The organism is Georgenia subflava, from assembly GCF_009193155.1.
Lineage (GTDB): Bacteria > Actinomycetota > Actinomycetes > Actinomycetales > Actinomycetaceae > Georgenia > Georgenia subflava.
This window is the reverse complement of the sequence record NZ_VUKD01000004.1, coordinates 115,025-137,830: the sequence shown is the minus strand read 5'-3', so window position 1 is coordinate 137,830 and position 22,806 is coordinate 115,025. Positions and strand designations below refer to the sequence as shown.

19 protein-coding genes and 1 pseudogene are annotated in these 22,806 nt (G+C 73.1%); 12 read left to right on the top strand and 8 right to left on the bottom strand.

Annotated features, from left to right (window positions below; all coding sequences use genetic code 11):
• Nucleotide 1 precedes the first annotated feature (1 nt).
• The 3 genes from GD748_RS14000 to GD748_RS13990 all read left to right on the top strand — a co-directional run bounded on the left by GD748_RS14000 (nt 2) and on the right by GD748_RS13990 (nt 4,446).
• Entirely contained in the window at nt 2-1,096 is a 1,095-nt protein-coding gene (locus GD748_RS14000; protein ID WP_226921387.1) for an ABC transporter permease, read from the top strand.
• On the top strand, nt 1,093-3,069 hold the full coding sequence (locus tag GD748_RS13995; protein ID WP_152195840.1) for a dipeptide ABC transporter ATP-binding protein: 1,977 nt from the start codon (nt 1,093-1,095) through the stop codon (nt 3,067-3,069). Before GD748_RS14000 ends, GD748_RS13995 begins: the two co-directional genes overlap by 4 nt.
• Before the next feature lie 213 nt (nt 3,070-3,282).
• On the top strand, nt 3,283-4,446 hold the full coding sequence (locus GD748_RS13990; protein ID WP_152195839.1) for a BtrH N-terminal domain-containing protein: 1,164 nt from the start codon (nt 3,283-3,285) through the stop codon (nt 4,444-4,446).
• A gap of 423 nt (nt 4,447-4,869) precedes the next feature.
• Here GD748_RS13990 and GD748_RS13985 read toward each other — a convergent pair whose 3' ends face one another.
• Together GD748_RS13985 and GD748_RS13980 are read right to left on the bottom strand one after the other, a co-directional pair.
• Complete coding sequence (locus GD748_RS13985; protein ID WP_152195838.1) at nt 4,870-5,745, bottom strand: SDR family oxidoreductase; 876 nt, start codon at nt 5,743-5,745, stop codon at nt 4,870-4,872.
• A 261-nt stretch (nt 5,746-6,006) separates the two neighbouring features.
• Nucleotides 6,007-6,639, bottom strand: coding sequence for an NADPH-dependent F420 reductase (locus tag GD748_RS13980; protein ID WP_152195837.1), 633 nt, complete (start codon nt 6,637-6,639; stop codon nt 6,007-6,009).
• A 292-nt stretch (nt 6,640-6,931) separates the two neighbouring features.
• Here GD748_RS13980 and GD748_RS13975 point away from each other — a divergent pair, with 292 nt between their 5' ends.
• Nucleotides 6,932-7,429 (top strand): MarR family winged helix-turn-helix transcriptional regulator, encoded by a 498-nt coding sequence (locus GD748_RS13975; protein ID WP_152195836.1) that lies wholly within the window; start codon nt 6,932-6,934, stop codon nt 7,427-7,429.
• A gap of 1 nt (nt 7,430) precedes the next feature.
• Here the strand turns inward: GD748_RS13975 and GD748_RS13970 are convergent, their stop codons facing one another.
• Nucleotides 7,431-8,183 carry a winged helix-turn-helix transcriptional regulator gene (locus tag GD748_RS13970; RefSeq protein ID WP_152195835.1) on the bottom strand — a complete coding sequence of 251 codons (753 nt, stop codon included), beginning with the start codon at nt 8,181-8,183 and terminating at the stop codon, nt 7,431-7,433.
• Nucleotides 8,184-8,377: 194 nt separating this feature from the next.
• Here GD748_RS13970 and GD748_RS13965 point away from each other — a divergent pair.
• The 5 genes and pseudogenes from GD748_RS13965 to GD748_RS13945 all read left to right on the top strand — a co-directional run.
• A pseudogene (locus tag GD748_RS13965) lies at nt 8,378-9,880 on the top strand (MFS transporter); the annotation flags it as partial.
• A 317-nt stretch (nt 9,881-10,197) separates the two neighbouring features.
• Nucleotides 10,198-11,022: an alpha/beta fold hydrolase gene (locus tag GD748_RS13960; protein WP_152195833.1), complete on the top strand. Its 825-nt coding sequence runs from the start codon at nt 10,198-10,200 to the stop codon at nt 11,020-11,022.
• 16 nt (nt 11,023-11,038) lie between these two features.
• A complete protein-coding gene (locus GD748_RS13955; RefSeq protein WP_152195832.1) occupies nt 11,039-12,025 on the top strand; it encodes a maleylpyruvate isomerase family mycothiol-dependent enzyme in 987 nt (328 codons plus the stop codon).
• Nucleotides 12,026-12,100: 75 nt separating this feature from the next.
• Complete coding sequence (locus GD748_RS13950; protein ID WP_152196210.1) at nt 12,101-12,484, top strand: VOC family protein; 384 nt, start codon at nt 12,101-12,103, stop codon at nt 12,482-12,484.
• Nucleotides 12,484-13,212 (top strand): alpha/beta fold hydrolase, encoded by a 729-nt coding sequence (locus GD748_RS13945; RefSeq protein WP_152195831.1) that lies wholly within the window; start codon nt 12,484-12,486, stop codon nt 13,210-13,212. Before GD748_RS13950 ends, GD748_RS13945 begins: the two co-directional genes overlap by 1 nt.
• A 115-nt stretch (nt 13,213-13,327) precedes the next feature.
• Here the strand turns inward: GD748_RS13945 and GD748_RS13940 are convergent, their stop codons facing one another.
• The 4 genes from GD748_RS13940 to folE form a co-directional block, all read right to left on the bottom strand.
• Complete coding sequence (locus tag GD748_RS13940) at nt 13,328-14,035, bottom strand: pyrimidine reductase family protein (RefSeq protein WP_152195830.1); 708 nt, start codon at nt 14,033-14,035, stop codon at nt 13,328-13,330.
• A gap of 8 nt (nt 14,036-14,043) precedes the next feature.
• Nucleotides 14,044-15,117 (bottom strand): dihydropteroate synthase, encoded by a 1,074-nt coding sequence (gene folP / locus GD748_RS13935; protein WP_319593319.1) that lies wholly within the window; start codon nt 15,115-15,117, stop codon nt 14,044-14,046.
• 146 nt (nt 15,118-15,263) lie between these two features.
• Nucleotides 15,264-16,517, bottom strand: coding sequence for an NAD(P)/FAD-dependent oxidoreductase (locus GD748_RS13930; protein ID WP_152195829.1), 1,254 nt, complete (start codon nt 16,515-16,517; stop codon nt 15,264-15,266).
• Nucleotides 16,518-16,568: 51 nt separating this feature from the next.
• Nucleotides 16,569-17,225 (bottom strand): GTP cyclohydrolase I FolE, encoded by a 657-nt coding sequence (gene folE, locus GD748_RS13925; protein WP_193312984.1) that lies wholly within the window; start codon nt 17,223-17,225, stop codon nt 16,569-16,571.
• Nucleotides 17,226-17,618: 393 nt separating this feature from the next.
• On the opposite strand from folE, the gene GD748_RS13920 reads away from it, so the two are divergent.
• Both GD748_RS13920 and ku read left to right on the top strand, forming a co-directional pair.
• Nucleotides 17,619-18,347 (top strand): helix-turn-helix transcriptional regulator, encoded by a 729-nt coding sequence (locus tag GD748_RS13920; protein WP_152195827.1) that lies wholly within the window; start codon nt 17,619-17,621, stop codon nt 18,345-18,347.
• Between the two features lie 71 nt (nt 18,348-18,418).
• Nucleotides 18,419-19,522: a non-homologous end joining protein Ku gene (gene ku, locus GD748_RS13915; RefSeq protein WP_152195826.1), complete on the top strand. Its 1,104-nt coding sequence runs from the start codon at nt 18,419-18,421 to the stop codon at nt 19,520-19,522.
• A 168-nt stretch (nt 19,523-19,690) separates the two neighbouring features.
• Here the strand turns inward: ku and GD748_RS13910 are convergent, their stop codons facing one another.
• Nucleotides 19,691-20,680 carry a TIGR03557 family F420-dependent LLM class oxidoreductase gene (locus GD748_RS13910; RefSeq protein WP_152195825.1) on the bottom strand — a complete coding sequence of 330 codons (990 nt, stop codon included), beginning with the start codon at nt 20,678-20,680 and terminating at the stop codon, nt 19,691-19,693.
• A 74-nt stretch (nt 20,681-20,754) separates the two neighbouring features.
• Between GD748_RS13910 and GD748_RS13905 the strand changes: the two genes are divergently transcribed.
• A complete protein-coding gene (locus GD748_RS13905; protein WP_152195824.1) occupies nt 20,755-22,764 on the top strand; it encodes an ABC1 kinase family protein in 2,010 nt (669 codons plus the stop codon).
• The last annotated feature ends 42 nt before the right edge of the window (nt 22,765-22,806 follow it).

The window sequence follows — 22,806 nt, the reverse complement described above, 5'->3', positions numbered from 1 at the left end:
CGTGTCCGAGACCGTCGTCCACGGCGCCGCCGCAGAGCCGCGCTGGAAGAAGCTCCCCCTCGTCTGGCAGCTGCGCCAGAGCGTCGGGCTCCAGCGCGCGATGCTGGTCGCCGGCCTCGTGCTGTGCGCCGCCTTCGTGGTCGCCGCGCTCCTCGCACCGGTGATCGCCCCCTACTCCTACAGCCAGCTCTCCGACGACGCCGGCAGCTTCGCCCGTCAGGCCCCGCCCGGCGACGGTCATCTGTGGGGCACGACCGTCGGCGGCTACGACGTCTTCTCGCGGGTGGTGTGGGGGGCGCAGACGGCGCTGTCCACGGTGATCATCGCCGTCGCCGCCTCGCTCTTCCTGGGCATCTTCCTCGGGCTCGTCTCCGGCTACCTCGGCGGGTGGCTCGACCGGCTCCTGGTGACGATCTGCGACGCCATCTACGCCTTCCCGGCGCTGCTGCTGGCGATCGTGCTGTCGATCATCATCTCGGGCGGGCAGTCCTCGAGATGGGGCGGCATCCTGGCCGCGGCCCTGTCCATCACCGTGGTGTTCGTGCCGCAGTACTTCCGCGTGGTCCGCGCCGAGACCGTCCGGCTGAAGGCGGAGGCCTTCGTGGAGTCGGCCCAGGTGATCGGGACGTCGACCCCGCGGATCCTCTCGCGGCACGTGCTGCGCAACGCGACCCGGTCGTTGCCGCTCATCATCACGCTCAACGCCTCCGAGGCGATCCTCACCCTGGCGGGGCTCGGCTTCCTCGGCTTCGGCATCGTGCCCACCGCGGCGGCGGAGTGGGGGTACGACCTCAACCGTGCGATCGCCGACGTCGCCTCCGGCATCTGGTGGACCGGCATCTTCCCCGGCCTGGCCATCGTCCTGCTGGTGCTCGGCGTGACCCTGGTCGGCGAGAGCCTCAACGACCTCTCCGACCCGCGGCTGCGCATCCGCCGTAGAGCTGCCGGCACGGCCGACGCGATCGCCCGCGACGCCGTCGGGCCGGACGCGGCCACCGCCACCAGCGTCCGGTCTCCCGACGAGACCGGGTGGAGCGGCACCACCCCGCCCGACCGGCCGGGCACCGACCCCACGAGCCCAGGAGCGAAGCCATGAGCGCCGTCGTCGACATCCGCGACCTGCACGTCACCTTCGCCACCGACGCCGAGCCGGTCCGCGCCGTCGACGGCGTGAGCCTGAGCGTCGAGCCCGGCGAGGTCCTGGCGATCGTCGGCGAGTCCGGCTCGGGCAAGACGGTCACCGGCAAGTCCGTCCTGGGGCTGCTGCCCGAGACCGCCACCGTCGACGGCGTGGTGCTCCTGGCCGGCAGCGACGTCGTCAGCCTGGACGCCCAGGAGCTGCGACAGCTCCGCGGCCGCGACGTCGCCATGGTCTTCCAGGAGCCGTCCTCCGCCCTGAACCCTGTGTTCACGGTCGGGTGGCAGATCGCCGAGGGGCTGCGCGCGCACGGCCAGCACTCCAAGAAGCAGGCCCGGGCGAAGGCGGTCGAGATCCTCGGCCGCGTGGGCATCCCGGACCCCGAGAAGCGGGTGGACCACTACCCCCACCAGTTCTCCGGTGGCCAGAAGCAGCGCATCGTCATCGCCATGGCCCTGGTGCTGGGACCGAAGGTGATCGTCGCCGACGAGCCGACCACGGCGCTGGACGTCACCGTCCAGGCCGAGATCCTGGACCTGCTGCGCCGCGTCCGGCGCGAGTTCGGGACCGCTATCGTGCTCATCACGCACAACATGGGCGTGGTCGCCGACCTCGCCGACCGGGTGGCGGTGATGTACCGCGGCGAGGTGGTCGAGCAGGCCGACGCGCGCACGCTCTTCGCCGCGCCGCGCCACGAGTACACCCGTGCGCTGCTCGCCGCCGTACCGAGCCTGAGCGAGGGCACGAGCCCCGGAACGTCGGCCCCAGCGGTGCCGAGGTCGGGAGGCGTACCAGCGGCTCCGGCGGGGGCAGGGGTCCCGGCGGCAGCGCCCACGGCAGCGCCTGCCGGTCCGACGGCGACGGCAGCCGAGCCGACGGCAACGGCAGGCGGGCCGACAGCACCGGCGGCCGAGCCGACGGCGACGACGACCCCGCAGGCGGCAACGGCAGCCCGACCAGCGGCAGCGGCAGCGGCGGCCGAGCCGACGACGGCCCGGCCAGCGGCAGCGATGACCCGTCAGGCGGCAGCGGACGATGCTCAGGCGGCGCGTGCGCCCGGACCTGGCACCGAGAACACCACGTCCGCCGTCGTCACCGCCCGTGACCTGGAGATCGTCTACCCCGGCCGGCTCGGCCAGGGCGGGTTCCGCGCCGTCGACCACGTCAGCTTCGCCATCGCGCCCGGCGAGGTGCTGGGCCTGGTGGGCGAGTCGGGCTCCGGCAAGACCACCATCGGGCGCGCCATCGCCGGCCTCACCCACGCCACCGGCGGCTCGCTGGAGGTGCTCGGCCACGAGATGGTCGGCTTCCGCGAGCGCCGGTTCCGCCCGCTACGGGCCCGGATCGGCTTCGTCTTCCAGGATCCCGGGACCAGCTTCAACCCGCTGCTGACCATCGCCGAGTGCGTGGCCGAGCCGCTCGTCGTGCACGGCCGGGCCAAGGACCTGGCCGGCGCGCGCAGGCGCGTCGACGAGCTCCTCGACGCCGTGCACCTGCCGACCGCCTACGCCGAGCGGTACCCGCACGAGCTCTCGGGCGGGCAGCGCCAGCGCGCCAGCCTCGCGCGCGCGCTGGCCCTGGACCCCGAGCTGCTCATCGCCGACGAGCCCACATCCGCCCTGGACGTCTCGGTCCAGGCGAAGGTGCTCGAGGTCTTCACCGAGCTGCAGCAGCGCCTGGACTTCGCGACCCTGTTCATCAGCCACGACCTCGCAGTCGTGGGCATGCTCGCGGACCGCATCGCGGTGCTGCACCGGGGCCGCCTGGTCGAGCTCGGCGAGAGCCGGCAGGTCCTGCACCGGCCCCTCGAGCCCTACACCCAGCGGCTGCTGGCCTCGGTACCGGTCCCCGACCCGGTCGAGCAGGAGGCACGGCGGCAGGCGCTGGCCCGGTTCCAGAGCTCGGAAGCCCCACAGGCCGTGCGGCTGTGAGGTCCACAGCCGCCCGAGGCCGGTAGGCTGAGCACCAGGCACGCTCGCGTGCCCGACTCCCTCGACCGGCGGCCCGCGCCCGCCGGCCACAGGTGGGGGCGAAGGTGGCCACCATGCCGTCGCGAGAGGCACCAGCACACGGTTCTCATCCGATGCGACCGGCGTGCCGACCGCGCGGGGGCAGCACGCACGACGTCGCAGGAGAGCACCGAGATGACTGACCGTCGAGCCCTCAAGCAGCTGGTCCGCACCCGTATGGCGCGCACCGGCGAGAGCTCCACCACCGCCCACCGCCACGTCACCGCGCGAGCCGCGGACCGTGGCCTGCCGGGCCTGACACCCGGCTACCCAGCGTTCGGTGCCGACGCGCACCGCCCGTCCGGCCTCGCCCGCCACCTGCTCGCCCAGGCCGGCGTCGACCTCTCCGAGGCTATGGCCTGCGGCCTGGGTGGCGGGATCGGCTTCCTGTACGCCGTCTTCGAGTACGCACAGGTCCCGCACCCGTTGCTCACGATCGTGGCGCAGCACCACCCGCAACCGTGGCTCGAGGCCGTGGCGCAGCACCTCGGGCTGACCCTCACCTCGGTGACCTCGAGCAAGGCGGGCACCGCGCTGTCCAAGCTCGACGCCGCCCTCGAGTCCGGCCGTGCCGCCGAGATCACGGTCGGCCGGGGGCTGCTGCCCTGGCACCCCGGGGTCGACGCGGTGGAGGCGGCCGATCCCTATCCGGTGGTCGTGGCGGGGAAGGACGGCGAGGAGTACCTCGTCGACGACGGCGCCGCGCAGCCGCACCGCATCGGCGCCCAGCCCCTGGGCGAGGCGTGGGCGGCGCACCGCAAGGGGCGCTTCGCCGTCGTCACCGTCGACCCGCCCGCCGGGGCGCCGGACCTCGCTGGCGCGGTGCGGGCGGCGGTGACCACGACCCACGCGCACCTCACCGGTCCCGTCCTCGGGAACTCCTTCGACAGCAACATCGGGCTCAGCGGCATCGGCCGCTTCGCCGACGATCTCGCCGACAGACGCACCAAGAAGGGGTGGGCGCGGCGGTTCGGCACACCCGAGGCGCTCGTCGTGGGGACGCACCGGCTTGCCGAGTGTCTCACCTGGGCCCACACGTCGGGCGGCGCAACCCGGCCGCTGTATGCGCAGTTCCTCGCCGAGGCGGCGGCGCCCGCCGGCCTCGACCTCTCCGCCGCGAGCGGGACGGCTGCCGAGGCGGGGACGCTGTGGACCGAGCTGGCAGACCTCGCCGGGACGACCACGACCGCCGACGACCCGGCGGAGACGATCGAGGCGCTGGCGGCGCTGGCTGCCGAGATCGTGCCGGTCGAGGAGCGGCTAGCTGCACAGCTCGGCGCGGCCATCGGCGCGGACTGAAGGGCGTCGGCGCTACCTGACAAGGACGTCACACGGCAACGTCCTCACACGGCGACACCCTCCCACGGGAGAAACGCCCTCTCACGGCGGACGCCCTCACACGGGAGAAACGCGCGCTCACGACGAGAGCTCTCACACGGGGGAACGTCCTCACACGGGAGAAACGCCCGATCACGGCGGACGCCCTCACACGGGAGAAACGCCCGATCACGGCGGACGCCCTCACACGGGAGAGACGCCCGCTCACGACGAGAGCCCTCACACGGGGGAACGTCCTCACATGAAGAACGCCCTCGCACGACGGAGATCGTCAGACGACGGACGCCCGGGCCGACACCACCTCGTGGGTCGGCCCGGGCGTCCGGGTCGGGTGTTCAGGGCCGCGTGAGCAGCGCCGTCACCCCTGCGCCGTCGCGCCGGTCGTCAGACCGTCTGCGGCACCACGGACCGGGCGGCGCGCACGGCGTCGACCAGGGTGGTGGCCGGGCGGCCGAGCAGCTTCTCGAGGTCCGCCGGGTCGCCGTCGAGCTCGCCGGCGACGATGTTGCCCTCGACCGCGACGAGGAAGCCGGCCGTCCCCTCGTCCAGGCCGGCGCCGGTCAGCACGGCGCTCAGCTCCGCGGTGGGCAGGTCCTTGGCCGCGATCTCGGTCCCCGTGACCTCGGTGATCGCGGCGGCGAGGTCGGCGTAGGTGAAGGCGGGACCGGCGAGCTCGTGGACGACCCGCTCGTCCCGGTCCTCCAGCAGCGCCACCGCGGCGGCCTCGGCGAGGTCGGCCCGCGTCGCGGCGGCGATGCGGCCGTCGCCCGCGGCGTGGGCGATGACGCCGGCGGCGAGGTACGTCGGCAGCTGCTCGGTGTAGTTCTCCGTGTACCAGCCGTTGCGCAGGAGCGTGTGGGGCAGGCCGGAGCTGGCGATGGCCTCTTCGGTCGCCTGGTGCTCGGGAGCGAGCACGAGGGTCGTGTCGTCCGCACGCAGCACCGAGGTGTAGGCGATCCGGCCCACACCCGCGGCGACGGCGGCCTCGATGACGGCGGTGTGCTGGGGCAGCCGCTTGCCGACCTCGGAGGCGGAGACCAGCAGGAGCCGGTCGACGCCTGCCAGGGCCGTGGCGAGCGTCTCGGCGCGGTCGTAGTCGCCCTCCCGCACGACGACGCCGCGCTCGGCGAGGTCGGCGACCTTCTCGGTGGTCCGTGCGACGGCGACGAGGTCGCCGGCCGCGACGCCCTTCGCCAGCAGGTTCTCGACGACGAGTCGGCCGAGGTGTCCGCTCGCTCCGGTGACGGCATACGTGGTCATGCTGCTCCTTCGGTTGGGTGTCCCGGGTGTGCCGGGGTTCGCCACCCCGTTCCCACCCGTTGGGGGTAGAACCGGATGCTTGGCGTCGATATTTCGTCGTCCATGACGACGACCCGGCTCGCACGGCTGTGCGGACCGGGTCGTGGTCAGGCGGTGGGGTCACGGCCCGGCCGTCAGGGGGGCGACGACGGGGCCGCGGCGGAGGGCCCACCGGGGTGCCGGGTCTGCCGCGCGGGTGAGCGCGGCGGGGCCGGGCAAGGGTCAGGCGGCGACGATCTTGACGCCCGTGCTCCAGGTGTTGCCGAGCGCGCCCTGAAGGGTCATGTGCAGGAAGCCCATGCCCTCGAGCTGCTGGGCGCGCTTGAGCGCACCGGCGTCGATCGCCCGCATGCCGGAGGAGTCCACGAAGGAGACGACAGCGGCCTTGGCCTCGGCGTCGTCCGCGGCGACGAAGACGTCGAGCTTGTGCCCGTCGCTCTCACCGGCGACGAGCGGGCCGGCGAACGTGGTGTTGAAGGCCTTGACGACCTTCGACGCCGGGACGACCTTCGCGAGCTCCTCCGCGCTGGAGGAGTCGTCCGGGGTGACGAGCGAGTCGAAGGTGGCGAAGTCGACCGGGTTGGTGATGTCGACGACGATCTTGCCGGCGAGGACCTCGCGCAGCTGCTCGGCGATGGCGAGGGCGGCGTCGTAGGGCAGGGCGAGAACGACGATCTCGCCGGTGATGGCGTCGCCGATCGGGCCGGTGGTCACCGTGCCGGGCAGCTCGCCGGCGAGCGTGCCCGCCGCTGCGGTGTCCCGGGCGAGGATCTGGACGGCGTGGCCGCCGGCCAGCGCGCGGGTGGCGATGCCGCGGGTCATGTTGCCCGCGCCGATGATGGTGATGTCGGTCATGTCGTTGCTCCTCGTGGTCTGGGGGTTGCTTGCTGTCGCCGGACCGGTCTTCGCGGTCTGGCCGGCCGTCGACGTGACGGCCTCAGGTGCGGGGGTCGCCTTGCGGCGGAGGCGGCTGAACAGGCCCATGGGTTCCTCTCGGTGACTGGTGTGCACTCGTGCCGGCTGGACCGGCATGGAACACATTGCTTGAAGCGACAACATCTAAGTTACTCACCGATAGTTGAGGTGTCAACTGTTCGGTGCGTCACCACACTTGAAGTGTCAAATGCTTCACGGCTATCATGGAGCCATGGACGAGACGACTGTGTGGCTCACATCCGAGCAGGAGGACGCCTGGCGCTCACTCATGGCCGGCCTGATGCTGCTTCCCGGGGCGCTCGACGCCCAGCTCCAGCGCGACGCGGCGCTGACGCACGCCGGCTACACGGTCCTGTCGTCGCTGTCCGAGGCGCCCGAGCGCGCGATCCGGATGAGCCGGCTGGCCGCCATGGCGAACATGAGCATGTCCCGCCTCTCCCACCTGGTCGACAGACTCGAGGGCCAGGGCTGGGTCGAGCGGCAGCCGGTCCCGGGCGACGGCCGCAGCACCATGGCGGTCCTGACGGAGACCGGCTGGGAGAAGGTCGTGGCGACGGCGCCCGGCCACGTCGACAACGTCCGGACCCTGATCTTCGACGAGCTCTCCGCGGCACAGGTCAAGCAGCTCAAGAAGATCTTCGACACCGTCAACGCCCGCCTCGACCCCGAGAACCGGCTGCGCGGCTGCGGCGGCGCGGTCCGGCCCTGACCTACCCGGGCGCAGGGGCGGGCTCGGGCAGCCAGAAGCACCCGAGGTAGGACCGCAGCGCGGCGACGTCTCCCTCGACCGACACGGCGCCCGACCTGAGCGCCACCTCCAGGTCGAGACCGTCGTAGAGCAGCCCGGCCAGGTCACCCGGCGCCGCCGTCACGACCGCGTCGACCCCGCCGGGCCCGAGCTCGAGGAGGTCGCCGGGCCCGGGCCCGAGGAGGTCAGCGTCTCCCGAGCGCGGCCGCGCTCCGGCGGGACCGAGATCGTCGGCCGGGACGACGTCGAGCCGGCCGTTCGCCACCGTCGCCCGGAACGTCCGCTCACCCAGGCGCAGCGCCAGTCGCAGGCTGAGGCCGCCGGCGGCCTCGGCGCGGAACATCGTCCGCATCGACAGCACGGCCGAGCTGGCACTGAGCCCGGACTCCCGGTCGAAGGACGGCGACCTCGCACCCCAGCGACCGAGCTGGACGATCACCGTCTCCAGCTCCGCGCCCCACTCCGTGAGCTCGTAGACCTGGGCCGGTGCGGGCGGCGGCAGCCGGCGCCGGCGCAGCACCGCCGCGGCCTCGAGCTCCTCGAGCCGCTGGCTCAGGACGTTCGGGCTGATCCCGGGCAGGTCGGCGCGCAGGTCGGTGAACCGGCGGGGGCCGAGCACCAGCTCGCGCACGACGAGCAGCGCCCACCGGTCCCCCACGAGGTTGAGCCCCTGCGCCATCCCGCAGGAGTCCTCGTACCGCCGCCTGACCGTCATGGTGCCCATGATATCCATGCGAAGTTCTTTTTCAGAGATAAGTAGTTGTCTTTTAGGACCATGCGCGCGTAGCGTCGTTCCCGCACCACCTGACCGGACGCCGCAGGGCGCCCCACCGACCGATGCACGGCACCGACGCATGGCACCGACGCCCGGCCCTAGCCGGGCCGCCACGAAGCCCGAAGGAGCTCTTCGTGAGCCTTCCCGCCGACTCCCCCTCGACCGCCGGCCGACGTGAGTGGGCCGCTCTCGGCGTCCTCGCCCTGCCGGCGCTGCTCGTCTCGATCGACGTCTTCGTCCTGCTGCTGGCGGTGCCGCACCTCTCGGCGGACCTCGGCGCCTCCAGCACCGAGCAGCTGTGGATCCTCGACATCTACGGCTTCCTGCTCGCCGGCTTCATGCTCACCATGGGCACGCTCGGCGACCGCATCGGCCGGCGCCGCCTCCTGCTGATCGGCGCGGCAGGCTTCGCCGTCGCCTCCGTGCTCGCGGCCTTCTCGGTCAGCCCGGCGATGCTCATCGTCGCCCGCGCCCTGCTGGGCGTCGCCGGGGCGACCCTGGCACCGTCCACGCTCGCGCTGATCTCCAACCTGTTCCGCGACCCCGCGCAACGGGCCCAGGCCATCGGCGTCTGGATGGTCTGCTTCATGGGCGGCGCCGCCGTCGGCCCAGTGGTCGGCGGGGTGATGCTCGAGCACTTCTGGTGGGGCGCCGCCTTCCTGCTCGGCGTGCCGGCGATGCTCCTCCTGCTCGTCCTCGGCCCCGTCCTGCTGCCCGAGTACCGCGACACCCGCGCCGGCCGGATCGACCCGGCCAGCGTCGCCCTCTCGCTCGCGGCGATCCTGCCTGCCGTGTACGGCATCAAGGAGCTCGCCACCGGCGGCTGGTCGACCGTGCCGGGGCTGGCGCTCGTGGTCGGGCTCGCCTCCGGCCTGGGCTTCGTCTCCCGGCAGCGCCGCATCGCCGACCCGGTGCTGGATCTCGGCCTGTTCCACACCCGGGCGTTCTCGACGGCGGTGGCCGGGATGTTCCTCGTCGCCGCGACCGGCGCCACGATGTACTTCGTCACCCAGCACCTGCAGCTCGTCTCGGGCCTCACGGCGCTGCACTCCGGTCTGGCCATGCTGCCGGGCGTCGCTGCCGCCGTCGCCGGGTTCCTCCTCGCCCCGGCGCTGGCCCGGCGGATCCGGCCGGCGGTGCTGATCGCCGTCGGCATGGTCGTCTCGCTGTCCGGCGTCAGCCTGCTCGTGCTGACGGGCACCGACGAGCTGGTGCCGCTGGTGCTCGCCTACGTCCTGTTCCAGCTGGGCTGCGGGCCGATGGTCACCCTCGGCACCGACCTCGTGGTGGGTTCCGCACCGCCCGAGAAGGCCGGCTCCGCGGCCGCGACGTCGGAGGCCGCCGGTGAGCTCGGCTACGCGCTCGGGATCGCGGTCCTCGGGTCGGTCGCGGCGGCCGCCTACCGGGCCGCGCTCGGGCCGCTCCCGGAGGGGCTGACCGGGGAGCAGGCCGCCGCGGTCCGCGAGGGGCTCGCCGGTGCGGACGCGGTCGCCGGCGCCCTGGGCGCGGAGGGTGCCGCGCTGCTCGACTCCGCCCGCCAGGCGTTCCTGGCGGGGATGGACGTCGCCCTCGCCGGGGTGGCGCTGGCCATGGTGACCATCGCCGTCCTCGCCCTGACGATGCTCCGGCACGTGCCGCCGAGCCGGGTGGAGGCGCCCGGCATCGGTCCTGCTGCCGAGCCAGCGGGGCCGATCGGCTCCGCCACCGGGCCGACGCCCGCGCCGCATGGCTCGACCACGGGGCCGGCGCCTGCGCCGCATGGTTCGACCACCGGGCCGGCGGCCGCGCCGCACGGCTCGACCACCGGCCCGGCGCCTGCAGCGAGTCGCCCGCCAGCTGGCGGGACATCCGCCTCCGGTGTCCCCGGCACGTCACGAGAGGCCGAATTCTCCATGACAGCGGCGCACGGGCCTGGGACCGTTGATGACATCCCCACACAGGGAGGGAACCACCCATGAGTGTCCAGCACGTCACCTCTGCCGACGGCACCTCGATCGCCTACGAGTCCTACGGCGAAGGTCCGGCCGTCCTGCTCGTCGCCGCGGCGAACGCCGACCGAGCCGCCCTCCGCCCGCTGGCCCAGGCCCTCGCCGCCGGCGCCACGGCGATCACCTACGACCGGCGGGGACGCGGAGAGAGCACCGACGCCGCGGCCACCGGCGACGTCACCCCGGTGGCTGGCGCCGTCGAGCGCGAGCTCGAGGACCTCGACGCGCTCGTCGACGCCGTCGGCGGGACGGCCGCGCTGCTCGGCTACTCCTCCGGCGCGCACGTCGCAGCGCTCGGCGCCGTCCGCAACCCCGGCGTGCAGGCGCTGGTGATGTTCGAGCCACCCTTCGCCGTCGAGCCCGTCGCACCGACGACGGAGCTGGCGGAGCAGCTCGCGGCGCTGGTCGCGCAGGGGCGGCGCGGCGACGCCGTGGCGCACTTCATGAGCGCCGGCGTCGGGCTCGACGACGCGACGGTGGCCCACGTGCGCGGGGCGCCGTTCTTCCCGGCGATGGAGGCCATGGCCAACAGCCTCGTCTACGACGCCGCGGTCACCGGTCTGCACGACGATCCCCGCCCGATCGGCGCCCAGGTCACCGTGCCCACGCTCGCGCTGCACGGTCGCGACACCTGGCCCGGCCTCGTCGACTCGGCCCGGGCGGCCGCGGCGGCCTTCACCGGCGCCGAGCTTCGCGCCGTGGACGGCGCCGACCACGACCTGCGGCCCGACGCCGTCGCGCCTCAGGTCCTCGACCTCCTCGCCCGAGTGGCCGCGCCACCGGGACGCTGAGCCAGAGGGAGGAACCATGCTTCTCGACCACGAGCGCTACTGCGACGAGGTCGTGACCCAGGCCGAGCTCCTGGGCGACCTCCTGCGCGGTGCCGACCTCACCACCGCCGTGCCCACCTGCCCGCGGTGGACGCTGGCGGACCTCCTCGACCACGTCACGGGAAACCTGCGTGAGATGGCCGACGCCGTGCGCCGCTCGCGCCGCGGCCGGGCGCCCAGCACCTCGACGGCGGAGCTGCCCACCCCCATCCCCACGACGGCTGACGCGGTGGAGGCCCTGACGCTCGAGGCGGCGACGCTCGCCGCGGCCCTGCGGATCGCCGGGCGGGGCCGCTGCGCGCGGGTCTGGGGCATCGATGCGAGCACCGGAGAGTGGGCCCGGCGAGCCGCCAACGACCTGCTGATCCACCGGGCCGACGCCGCCCTCAGCCTCGGGGTGGCGGTAGGGGTCAGCCCGGACCACGCCGCCGACGCGCTCGACGAGCTCCTCGAGCTCTTCGCCGGTCCCCCGCTCCCCGCCGGGCCCGCACGCCGCATCGTCCTGCGGGCCACCGACACCGACCCGGTCTGGGTGGTCACCCCCGACGGCGGCAGCTTCAGCTGGCGCCGCGAGCACGCCCCGGGTGAGCTGCGGCGGCGACGAGATGCTGCAGGCCTCGGCGGCAAGGACGTCGGCGGTACGCACCTCGACGGCAGGGACGTCGGCGGTACGCACCTTTACGGCAAGGACGTCGGCGGTACGCACCTCGACGGCAAGGACGTCAGCGGTACGCACCTCGGCGAGACGGACCTCGCCGAGACGAACGTCGGCGGCACCGCTGTCTCCGGCGCCGACGTCGGCGGCGCCGACGTCGGCGGCACCGCCGTCGCCGAGCTCCGCGGACCCCTCACCGCCCTGCTGCTGGTGACGTACCGGCGCCTCGACGTCGGCGCCGAGGGCACCGAGGTGGACGGCGACGCCGGGCTGATCGAGCCGTGGCTCGCCTCGCTCAACCTCGGCTGACGGGGCCGCCCGGCACGGAGCACCTCGATGGACAACGGCCACATGCACCGCACCACCAACCCCACAAGGAGCACCATGTTCACCAGCACCGCCTACAGCGGCTTCTCGGTCGACGACGCCGCGAGCGCCCGCGAGTTCTACAGCAAGGTCCTCGGCCTCGAGGTGACGGACGGAGCGATGGACGGCATCCTCACCCTGCACCTGCCCGGCGGGGCCGACGTCCTCGTGTACGCCAAGGGCGACGCGCACACCCCCGCCTCCTTCACGATCCTCAACTTCCCCGTAGGGGACGTCGAGGCCGCCGTCGCCGAGCTGCGCTCCCGCGGAGTGACGTTCGAGCACTACGAGGGCACCGAGATGGAGACCGACGAGCAGGGCGTCTTCCGACGCGGCGGGCCGCCGATCGCCTGGTTCACGGACCCGGCCGGGAACGTGCTCTCGGTCCTCCAGGAGAGCTGATGGCACCGTTCGTCATCGTCCACGGGGGTGGCGGCAGCTCGTGGGAGTGGCAGCTCGTCGTCGCCGAGCTCGCCCGGCTCGGCCACGAGGCGGTCGCCGTCGACCTGCCGACCGACGACGACAGTAAGGGCCTGGCGGACTACGCGGACACGGTCGTCGACGCGGTCGGGGACCGGTCCGACGTCGTCCTGGTCGCCCACTCCCTCGGCGGCTTCACCGCCCCGCTGGCCGCCGCCCGGGTGCCGCTGCGCCGTCTGGTGCTCGTCGCGGCCATGATTCCCGCCGCCGGGGAGACTGCCACCGGGTGGTGGGCGAGCAGCGGCTACCACGTCGCGGCCGCCGAGCGTGCGCAGCGCGAGGGCGTCGTCGTGGACATGAGCGACGACGCCGGCACGATCGCGGCGTTCATGCACGACGTCGACCCCGTGCTGGCGACCGAGGCGCTGCGCCACGGCCGCGAGCAGACGGATCGCGCGATGCACGAGGCGTGGCCGCTGCGCGTGTGGCCGGACGTGCCGACGTCGTTCCTCGTCCTTGGCGACGACCGGTTCTTCCCGCCGGAGTTCCTGGCTGCGCTCGCCCGCGAGCGGCTCGGCATCGACGCCGACGTGATGCCCGGCAGCCACAGCGCCTACCTCTCCCGCCCGGCCGAGCTCGCCCGTCGTCTCGCGGCCTACGCCGCGCTGCCCGTCACCGCGGACGAGACGGCCACCCGGGCCGCGCGCTGACGCCCGCCGGGGCCGGCCTCCGGCGTCTGGCGCCGTGCCGCCGAGCGGCACCTGCCGCACCGTCCGGGCGATGCGCGGCCGCCCGCGCCGGTCGACGGGTCGGTGGTGCGCGAGGTCACCTCTCGCGGAGGTAGCGGAGCATCAGCATGTCGCCGGCGGTCAGCACGTGCGCCAGCCGCATGGGCCTGGTGGCCTGGGCACCGCCAACGCTGATTCGGCCCGCGTCCCCACCCTCGAGGACGGGGCTGATCGTCAGGCACAGCTCGTCGACGGCGTCGGCGGCGACGAGCGTGCCGAGCAGGTGGGGACCGCCCTCGCACAGCACCTGGTTGAGCTCGCGGCGCTCGAGTGCGGCGCGGACCAGCGCCGGCTGGACGGACCGCTCCCCGCAGGGGACGACGTCGCACACCTCGGCGAGCGCGAGACGCCGCTCGGCGGGCGAGGCGTCGTGGGTCAGCACCAGCGGGCGGGTCGGGGCGCCGGCGAGTGCGGCCATGTCGGCGTCGAGGTTCAGCCGGGAGGAGACGACGGCGAGCGTGGGATGGGCCGGGAGCCCGTGCTTGAGCCGCCAGTCGACAGCCGCGTCGTCGAGCCGCAGCGCGCCGTAGCCCTCGTCGCGCAGGGTGCCGGCGCCGAGCAGCACGACGTCGGCGAGCATGCGTAGCGTGTCGAACACCTGCTTGTCGTCGGCGTTGTTCAGCGGTCCGGACAGACCCTGGTGCGTGGCGGCGCCGTCGATGCTGGCGATGAAGTTCACCCGCAGGTGCGGGATCGCGCGGTCGGCGACGGAGTACCGGTCGATGAGCTCCTCGGGGTCGAACATTGCGGTCCCTACCTGTTGTGCCGGTGCTCGACGGGGCGACGCAGGCCGAGCACGGCCTCGGTCATCCGGACGGCGTCGACCGTGGCTGCGACGTCGTGCGTACGCACGATCCGGGCGCCGCCGAGGACGCAGAGTGCCGCGGCGGCGAGGGACCCGGGCAGCCGGTCCGAGCGGGGACGTCCGAGCGTCTCGCCCACGAAGTCCTTGCGGGACAGGGCGACCAGGGTCGGGTACCCCAGGGCGGCGATCTCGGGCAGCCGGCGGATGAGCTCGAGCGAGTGGTCGGTGTTCTTGTTGAGGTCGTGCCCGGGGTCGATGACGATCTGCTCGTCCCGCACGCCCCGGGCGCGCGCCAGCTCGACGCGCTGGCGCAGGAAGTCCGCGACCTCGGTGACGACGTCGCCGTAGGTCGGCCGCGGGTGGTGGGTGTGCGGGGCGGCCAGCGAGTGCGCGATCACGATCGTGGCGCCGGTGGCGGCGACGACGTCGGCCATGGCCGGCTCGCGCAGGCCCGAGGTGTCGTTGACGACGTCGGCACCGGCGGCGACGCAGCGGGCGGCGACCTCGGGACGGTAGGTGTCGACGGAGATGACGACGTCGGAGGTGGCGCGCACGGCCTGGACCACCGGCAGCACCCGGTCGAGCTCCTCGGCGACGGAGACCGGCGGGGTGTCCGGGGAGAAGGGCACCCCGCCGATGTCGACCCAGTCCGCGCCCTGCTCGACGGCTCGCAGCGCACCCGCGACGGCGGCGTCGAGCGCGAAGGTGCGGCCGCGGTCGTAGAAGGAGTCGGGCGTGCGGTTCACGATCGCCATGACCGCCACCTGGGTGGCGAGGTCGAAGGTGCGCACGCCGATGCGACGCCTGGGCGCGATCGTGGGCGCTGGGCCGGTGAGCGCTCGGCTGGTGGCGACCGGTCGGGTACCGACCGCCGGCGGGGTCGTGTCGACCGGCGTCGTCATGCCGACCGGCGTCGTCGTGTCGACCGGCGCGGGCTCGGTAACCGACAGCGGGGTGCCGACGGCCGGCGTGTCGGTGACCGCCGGTTCTGTCGTGACGACCGACGGGGTGGTGACGCCCATGGTCCGGACTCCTCTCTCGGGCTGGCAGTACCGCTCAGGTCCTGGGTCGATGTACCTCGTACCTCGTACCTCGTACCTCGTACCTCGTACCTCGTACCGAGCGTGGCCCGGCGTGGCTCTCGGAGGGCGGAGCGCCACGCCGGGTGTCACGTGGCGGGCTGGGCGGTCAGCTGCTCCAGCGGCACCGCCAGGTCGCGCAGCCGGGCTCGGTCCACCGGTCGGGCCGTGCGGACCAGCTTCTCGATGGCCGGGCTGACGTCCCAGACGTTGACGTTCATGCCGGCGACGACCTTCTCCTCCGCGACCCAGAACGCGATGAACTCCCCGCCTGCCGGGTCGCCGCGGTAGACGACCTCGGCGTCCCGGGCGAGGTCGAAGTAGCCGGAGTACTCCATCCCGAGGTCGTACTGGTCGGTGTAGAAGTACGGGACGAGGTCGTCGACGACGTCCTGGCCGAGCATCGCCCGCGCCGCGATCGGGGCGGCGTTGAGGGCGTTGGCCCAGTGCTCGACCCGCAGGTGCCGGCCGAGCACGGGGTGGAACGCCTTGGCGACGTCGCCGACGGCGTAGACATCCGGGTGCGAGCTGCGCAGGTGCTCGTCGACGATCACGCCGCCGTCGACGTCCAGCCCGGCGGCTCGTGCCAGCTCGTCGTTCGGCACCGCACCGATGCCGACCACGACGACGTCGGCCGGGACGGTCTCGCCGTCCTCGAGCACGACGCCGGTCACCGCACCCTCCGTGCCGCGGATCTCGGCGACCGAGGTCGACATCCGCAGGTCGACGCCGTGCGCCCGGTGCAGGGCGCCGAAGTGCTCGCCGAGCTCGTCGCCGAGGGCGAGGCTGAGCGGGACGGTCTCCCGGCCGAGCACCGTGACGTCGTTGCCGTACGTGCGGGCGGCGGCAGCGATCTCGAGCCCGATCCAGCCCGCTCCCACGATCACGACCCGGCGTCCGCCGTCGGCCAGGGCGGTGCGCAGGGCGTCCGACTCGGCCCGGGTGCGCAGGTAGTGCACGCCCGCGAGCCCCTCGCCGGACCCCGGGCCGCGCAACCGGCGCGATGACGCGCCCGTCGCGAGCAGGACCGTGTCGAAGGCCAGTCGGTCCCCCGTCGCCAGTGCCACCTCGTGCGCCGGCAGGTCCAGCTCGGTGACGCGGCGGCCGAGGATCAGCTCGACGTCGTGCTCGCTGTACCAGCCCTCGGGGTGGACGAAGCCGGCCTCTCGCTCGGCCGTGCCGGCCAGGTACTCCTTGGAGAGGGGCGGACGCTCGTAGGGGCGCTCGGACTCCTCGCCGACGATGACGATCCTGTCCTCGTAGCCCTCCTCGCGGAGCGTCTGGGCGGCGCGCGCCCCGGCGAGCCCGCCGCCGACGATGACGATGCCTCTGGGTTGCGACATGACGTCTCTCCTTCGTCCTCATGCCGCGGCCGAGCGGTCGCGGCAGCTGTGTCAGGTGCCCGGGTGACGGCCGCCGGTGCCGACGCCGACCAGGGCCAGGAACTCGGCGCGGGACCGGGCGTCCTCACGCAGGACGCCCCGCAGTGCCGAGGTGACGGTGCGGGAGCCGGTCACGCCGACCCCGCGCAGCGCCATGCACATGTGCTCGGCCTCGAGGACGACGCCGACACCTCGTGGCGCCAGGTGCTGGTCCAGCAGGTCGGCCACCTGCTGGGTGAGCCGCTCCTGCACCTGGAGGTCGCGGGCGAGGTGCTCCAGCACCCGGGCGAGCTTCGAGAGGCCGACGATCCGCTCGCCGGGCAGGTAGGCGATGTGCGCGACGCCGTGGAAGGGCAGGAGGTGGTGCTCGCAGAGCGAGTGGAAGGGGACGTCGCGCACCAGGACGAGCTCGTCGTAGCCCTCGTCGTTGGGGAAGGTCGTCAGCGTGAACGGGCGCGGGGTGAGCATCTCGACGTAGGCGTCGGCGACCCGGCGCGGGGTGTCGGCGAGGTGCTCCGAGCCGGTGTCGCGACCGAGCGCTGTCAGCAGAGCGGCGACGGCGGCACGGGCGCCGGCAAGATCGACGGTGCGCTCGTCCCGGGGAACGACGGCGAGGTGCTCCGGGGACGGGAGGTCACGTCGCTCGTCGGCAAGGCGCTCGGTGGGCAGGAGGTCACGCCGCTCGTCGGCGCGCACGGCCGCTGAGAGGGCGCGTCGCCCGTCGGCAACACGCTCGAAGGGCGAGAAATCACGCGGCTCGTCGGCGCCCACGGCCGGCGAGGGGTCGGACGGCTCGACGGCGCGCGCGACATAGGCGGCGAGGTCGATCGCATTCGTGTCGACGGTCGTGGTGGCCATCACCGCTCACCACCCACGGTCCGCACGGTGGGAGCCTGTGTCCGCGAGTCCATGGCTGAACCTCCTCGTCGCCCGACCTCGTTGCCCGACGGTGTCGCCCGATAACTCGCCCGACATCACCCGACAACCTCGTCTGATGTCGACGCTAGGCCGCTCCTAGCGTTTAGTCAAGCGATCTTGTTTTTAGAGGAGTAGACTGCCGCCATGTCCCCACGGGAATGGTCCGACCGGGTCTCCGCCGTCTCGGCGCTCGACGACCCGACCCGACGCGCCCTGTACGAGCTGGTGTCCGGGCGTGAGCGCACGAGCCGGGACGACGCCGCCGAGGCGCTCGGTCTCCCCCGGAGCACCGCCGCCTTCCATCTCGACCGGCTGGCCGACGAGGGGCTGCTGGACGTGGAGTTCCGCCGTCCTGCCGGACGGGGCGGTCCGGGCGCCGGCCGACCCGCGAAGCTCTACTCGCGGTCGGCTGCCGAGACGAACGTCTCGGTGCCGAGCCGCCGGTACGAGCTCGCCGCGGAGCTGTTCGCGCAGGCGATCAGCACCGCCGCGACGAGCGGCGAACCGGTACGCACGGTGCTGCGTCGGGTCGCCGTCGACGCGGGCCGGGCTGCGGGCGCGCGCGCCGCCAGCTTCGAGGATGCGCTCGTCGACGGCGGATTCGAGCCGCGGGAGGATCCGGCAGGTGGCATCGTCATGGGCAACTGCCCGTTCCACCAGCTGGCGCAGCGACATACCGAGCTGGTGTGCGAGCTGAACTACGAGCTGCTGCGCGGCGTGACCGAGGGTGTGCCCCACTGCGCGGTGCGCGTCGTCTCCGACCCGGGGGCCGGCCGGTGCTGCGTGCGCGCGCTCGAGACGGACCGGGAGACGGCCGACGAGCCGAGGCCCGACGGCGTCACCCGCCCGGGAGACCCCTTGTCGCCGTCCTGAACAGGTGGCGCCGGGCGGGCTGCACCGGTTGACTTGTGGGCAGGTATGTCCATGACGGAAAGGAGCGGGCCGTGCGCGCGATCTGGAAGGGCGCGATCACCTTCGGGCTGGTCAATGTGCCGATCAAGCTCTACAGCGCCACCGAGAGCCACGACGTCCAGCTCCACCAGGTCCACGACGCCGACGGCGGCCGGATCCGCTACCAGCGCCGCTGCGAGATCTGCGGCAAGGTCGTGGAGTACGAGAACATCGACAAGGCGTACGACGACGGTCAGCAGACCGTGGTGCTGACGTCGGAGGACATCGAGTCCCTCCCGGTCGAGCGCTCCCGCGAGATCGACGTGCAGGAGTTCGTCCCGAGCGAGCAGGTCGACCCGATCATGTTCGGGAAGACCTACTACCTGAGCCCCGACTCGAAGTCCACGAAGTCCTACGTGCTGCTGCGGCGCACGCTGGAGGAGACGGACCGCACCGCTATCGTGACCTTCACGCTGCGGGACAAGACCCGCCTCGGCGCGCTGCGCGTGCGCGGCGACGTGCTGGTCCTGCAGTCGCTGCTGTGGGAGGACGAGGTCCGCGAGGCGAGCTTCCCGGCGCTGGACGAGAAGGTGAGCATCAGCTCCAAGGAGCTGGAGATGTCGTCGGCGCTGGTCTCCAGCTTCGAGTCGGACTTCGACCCCGAGCGGTTCACTGACGACTACCAGGTGCAGCTGCGTCAGCTCATCGAGGCCAAGCTCGAGCAGGGCGAGGCCCTCGACACGGAGACCACGTTCGGCGAGGGCGAGGAGGAAGAGGGCGGTCAGGTCCTCGACCTCATGGAGGCGCTGCGACGCTCGGTCGAGCAGTCCCGGAAGAAGGGCGACAAGGCGGAGGCCGCGGACGAGGACGAGGCGCCCGCCAAGACCGGCACGGACGACGCCTCGGCACAGGCCGACGAGGACGCCGAGGAACAGAAGAAGCCGGCACGGAAGTCGGCCGGCTCGTCGACCCGGTCGAAGAAGTCGACCGGGTCGGCCTCGAAGGCGTCGTCCTCGAAGACGTCGGAGACCAAGACGTCGGGGTCCAAGGCGGCCGAGTCCAAGGCGTCGGAGTCCAAGAGCTCAGGTGCGAAGACGGCGCCCGCCAGGAAGAAGGCCCCGGCGAAGAAGAAGACGGCCACCAAGAAGTCCGCCTGATCATCTACCTGGCGGACCGAGCTCGTTCCGTCCGTGCCCCGCCGGCGGTGCGGTCCACCGAGGGCGCACGCCGACGCAGCCGACGTTTAGGGCCTGGACGCCGTCCCCCGACTCAGTCTCTCGACCCGGCTCAGTCTCTCTCGACCCGACTCAGTCTCTCGACCCGACTCAGTCCTTCGGCGCCGCGGCCCGCAGCTTCTCCAGCAGCGGCTCGGCCGCCGTCGCGAGGAAGTCGTCCTGGTGGTCGCCGCCCACCTGGACCAGAGCGATGTCGGTGAAGCCCGCCTCCCAGAACGGCGCCACCGCCTCCACGATCGCGTCCAGGTCCGGTCCGCACGGGATGGACTCCGCGACGTCGTCGGGGCGCACGTAGGTGGTGGCCGACTCGAACGCCTCAGTGGTAGGCAGGTCCGCGTTGACGGCCCAGCCGAGTCCGGACCAGCGGAACGTCTCGTGCGCCCGCTCGAGGGCTGCGTCGGCGTCTGGGTCCCAGCACACGGGTACCTGCCCGACGGCACGGCCGGCGGGCAGACCGGCGTCCGCGCGCTCCGCCCGCCAGTCCCGCAGCACCTCGGCGTCGGGCATGGTGGTGATCAGGTGGTCGGCGAGCGGCGCGAACCGGGAGACCGACTGCGCGCCTGAGACCGCGACGCCGATCTCGACCGCACGCTCGGGCAGGTCCCACAGCTTCGCCGAGTCCACCCGGAAGTGGTCGCCCTCCCAGGTGACGCGTTCGCCGTCGAGGAGGTCACGGATGATGATCAGGGCCTCCTCGAGCATGTCGTGCCGCTCCCCCACCGCGGGCCAGCGCTCACCGATCACATGCTCGTTGAGGTTCTCCCCGGCGCCGAGCCCGAGGACGAAGCGCCCGTCCGAGAGCACGCCGAGGGTCGCCGCCTTCTGGGCGACGACGACGGGGTGGTAGCGCAAGATCGGGCAGGTCACGTAGGTCATCAGCTCCACGCGCTCGGTGACCTGCGCGACGGCGCCGAGGACGGACCACGCGTACGGCGAGTGCCCCATGGAGTCGAGCCACGGGAAGTAGTGGTCGGAGCAGACCTCGAACTCGAAGCCGCGCCGCTCCGCCTCCGCGGCGTACCGCACCAGCTCCTTGGGTCCCGCCTGCTCGGTCATGAGGGTGTACCCGAAGCGCGTCATGGGACCAGGCTGGCACCGCGCTGGACCGTCGGCATCCTGTGCCCGGCGCCCCCGGTGCTGCGACACTGACGCGGGTGAGCCCGCTGCTGTACGTCCTCGCTGTCGTCCTCTACGTCGTCACGGTCGCCTTCTTCGCCCTGACCGTCCGGCGTCTGCTCGGAGTTCAGGTCTCGCTGTTCCGGACGGCGGTCGCCACCCTCATCGCCCTCACCATCTCCCGCCCGCTCCTGCGTGCGCTCGTCACCGAACCGAGCGGTTACGAGGACACCCTCGAGGGCATCGGAGAGAACGCGGTCCCGACGGTCGAGCTCGGGCTCTACCTCGCGCTGCTGGGAGCGGTGACCTTCGTCGTCGCCATGGTGCTGCTCGTGCTGGCCGAGGTCCTCGTGCCGGACGGGTCCCTGCCCGGGCCGTTGGAGCTCTGGCGCGGGTGGCGGGGGCGCCTGGCTCGCTCGGGGCGCTACGCCGAGATCCTCCGCATCGCCACGCGCCACGGCCTGGCCCGGTTCCTGCGCGGGCGCCGGCACCTCTCGCTCGGGAGCGTCGCCGAGCGGCGCGACCTCGCCCGGTCGTTGCGTCACGCCATGGAGGACGGCGGGGTCACGTTCGTCAAGCTCGGTCAGCAGCTCTCGACCCGGCGCGACCTGCTGCCGCCGGAGTTCGTCGCCGAGCTCGCCCAGCTCCAGGACCACGTCGCCCCGGTGGCCTGGGAGGAGATGGCGGAGCGGATCCGCACCGAGATCGGCCGCGAGCCCGACGACGTCTTCGCCGAGATCGACCGGGAGGCGCTCGCCTCGGCCTCGATCGCCCAGGTCCACGCCGCACGGCTGCACTCCGGCAGGCGCGTCGTCGTCAAGATCCAGCGGCCGGGCATCGAGCGCGACGTCGAGCGCGATCTCGACATCGTCACCCGCCTGGCGCAGATGCTGGAGGCACGGACCGGCTGGGGGCGCAGCATCGGTCTGCGTGATCTCGCCGCCGGCTTCGCCGACGCCCTCGCCGAGGAGCTCGACTTCACGATCGAACGTGACAACATGCGCGGGGTGGCCGCGGCGCTGGAGCACAGCGGGACGTCCGGCATCACCGTGCCCGCGCCGATCGCCGAGCTGAGCACCGCACGGGTACTGGTGATGGACCGGCTCGACGGCGTCCCGCTCGGCGTCGCCGAGAGCACTCTTCGCGGGCTGGGGCCGGACATGCGCTCCCAGCTCGCCGCGACGCTGCTGCAGACAGTCATGGACCAGCTGCTCGAGAGCGGGGTCTTCCACGTGGACCTCCATCCCGGGAACGTCCTCGTGGCCGACGACGGCACGCTGGGCATGCTCGACCTCGGGTCCGTCGGGCGGCTCGGCGCGAAGACCCGCCGGTCGATGGGGCAGTTCCTCGCCGCGATCGGCACCGGCGACTCCGTGGCCGCCTCCGACGCGCTGCTGGAGCTCGTCGAGCGGCCCGAGGAGATCGACGAGCGCAGCCTCGAGCAGGCCATCGGCGCGCTGATCCTGCGGTTCACGACCGGTGGGACCACCGACGGCGCGGCCGCCTTCACGTCGCTGTTCTCCCTGATCAGCACCTACGGGCTGGGTGTCCCGCCCGAGGTCGCTGCCGTCTTCCGGGCGATGGCGACCCTGGAGAGCACGCTGCGCGCCCTAGACCCGGGGTACGACCTCGTGACCGAGGCGAAGACGCTGGGTCGCAGCCGGATCGCCGGGCTGGCCACGCCGGCCAGGCTCAAGGAGACCGTGGAGCAGGAGCTCGGATCGCTCGTGCCGATCCTGCGCCGTCTGCCGCGCCGCGTGGACCGCCTCGCCGACGCCGCCGAGCACGGGCGTCTGACGGCGAACGTGCGGCTCTTCGCGGACGTGCGTGACCGGCAGGTCGTCACCAACCTCGTCCATCGCACGCTCCTGACCGTGCTGGCGGCCACCACCGGGCTCATGTCGGTGGGGCTCTTCACCATCCGGGGCGGCCCGCCGGTGACCGACGGCGTCACCCTCTACACGATCATGGCGACCGGTCTCTTCGTCATCTCGGTGATTCTTGGGCTGCGGGTGCTGATCACGATCTTCAAGCGGGACGAGCCCTGAGCGGCGCACAGCGGGCTGCTGTCCGCACCTGAGCCCGGCACG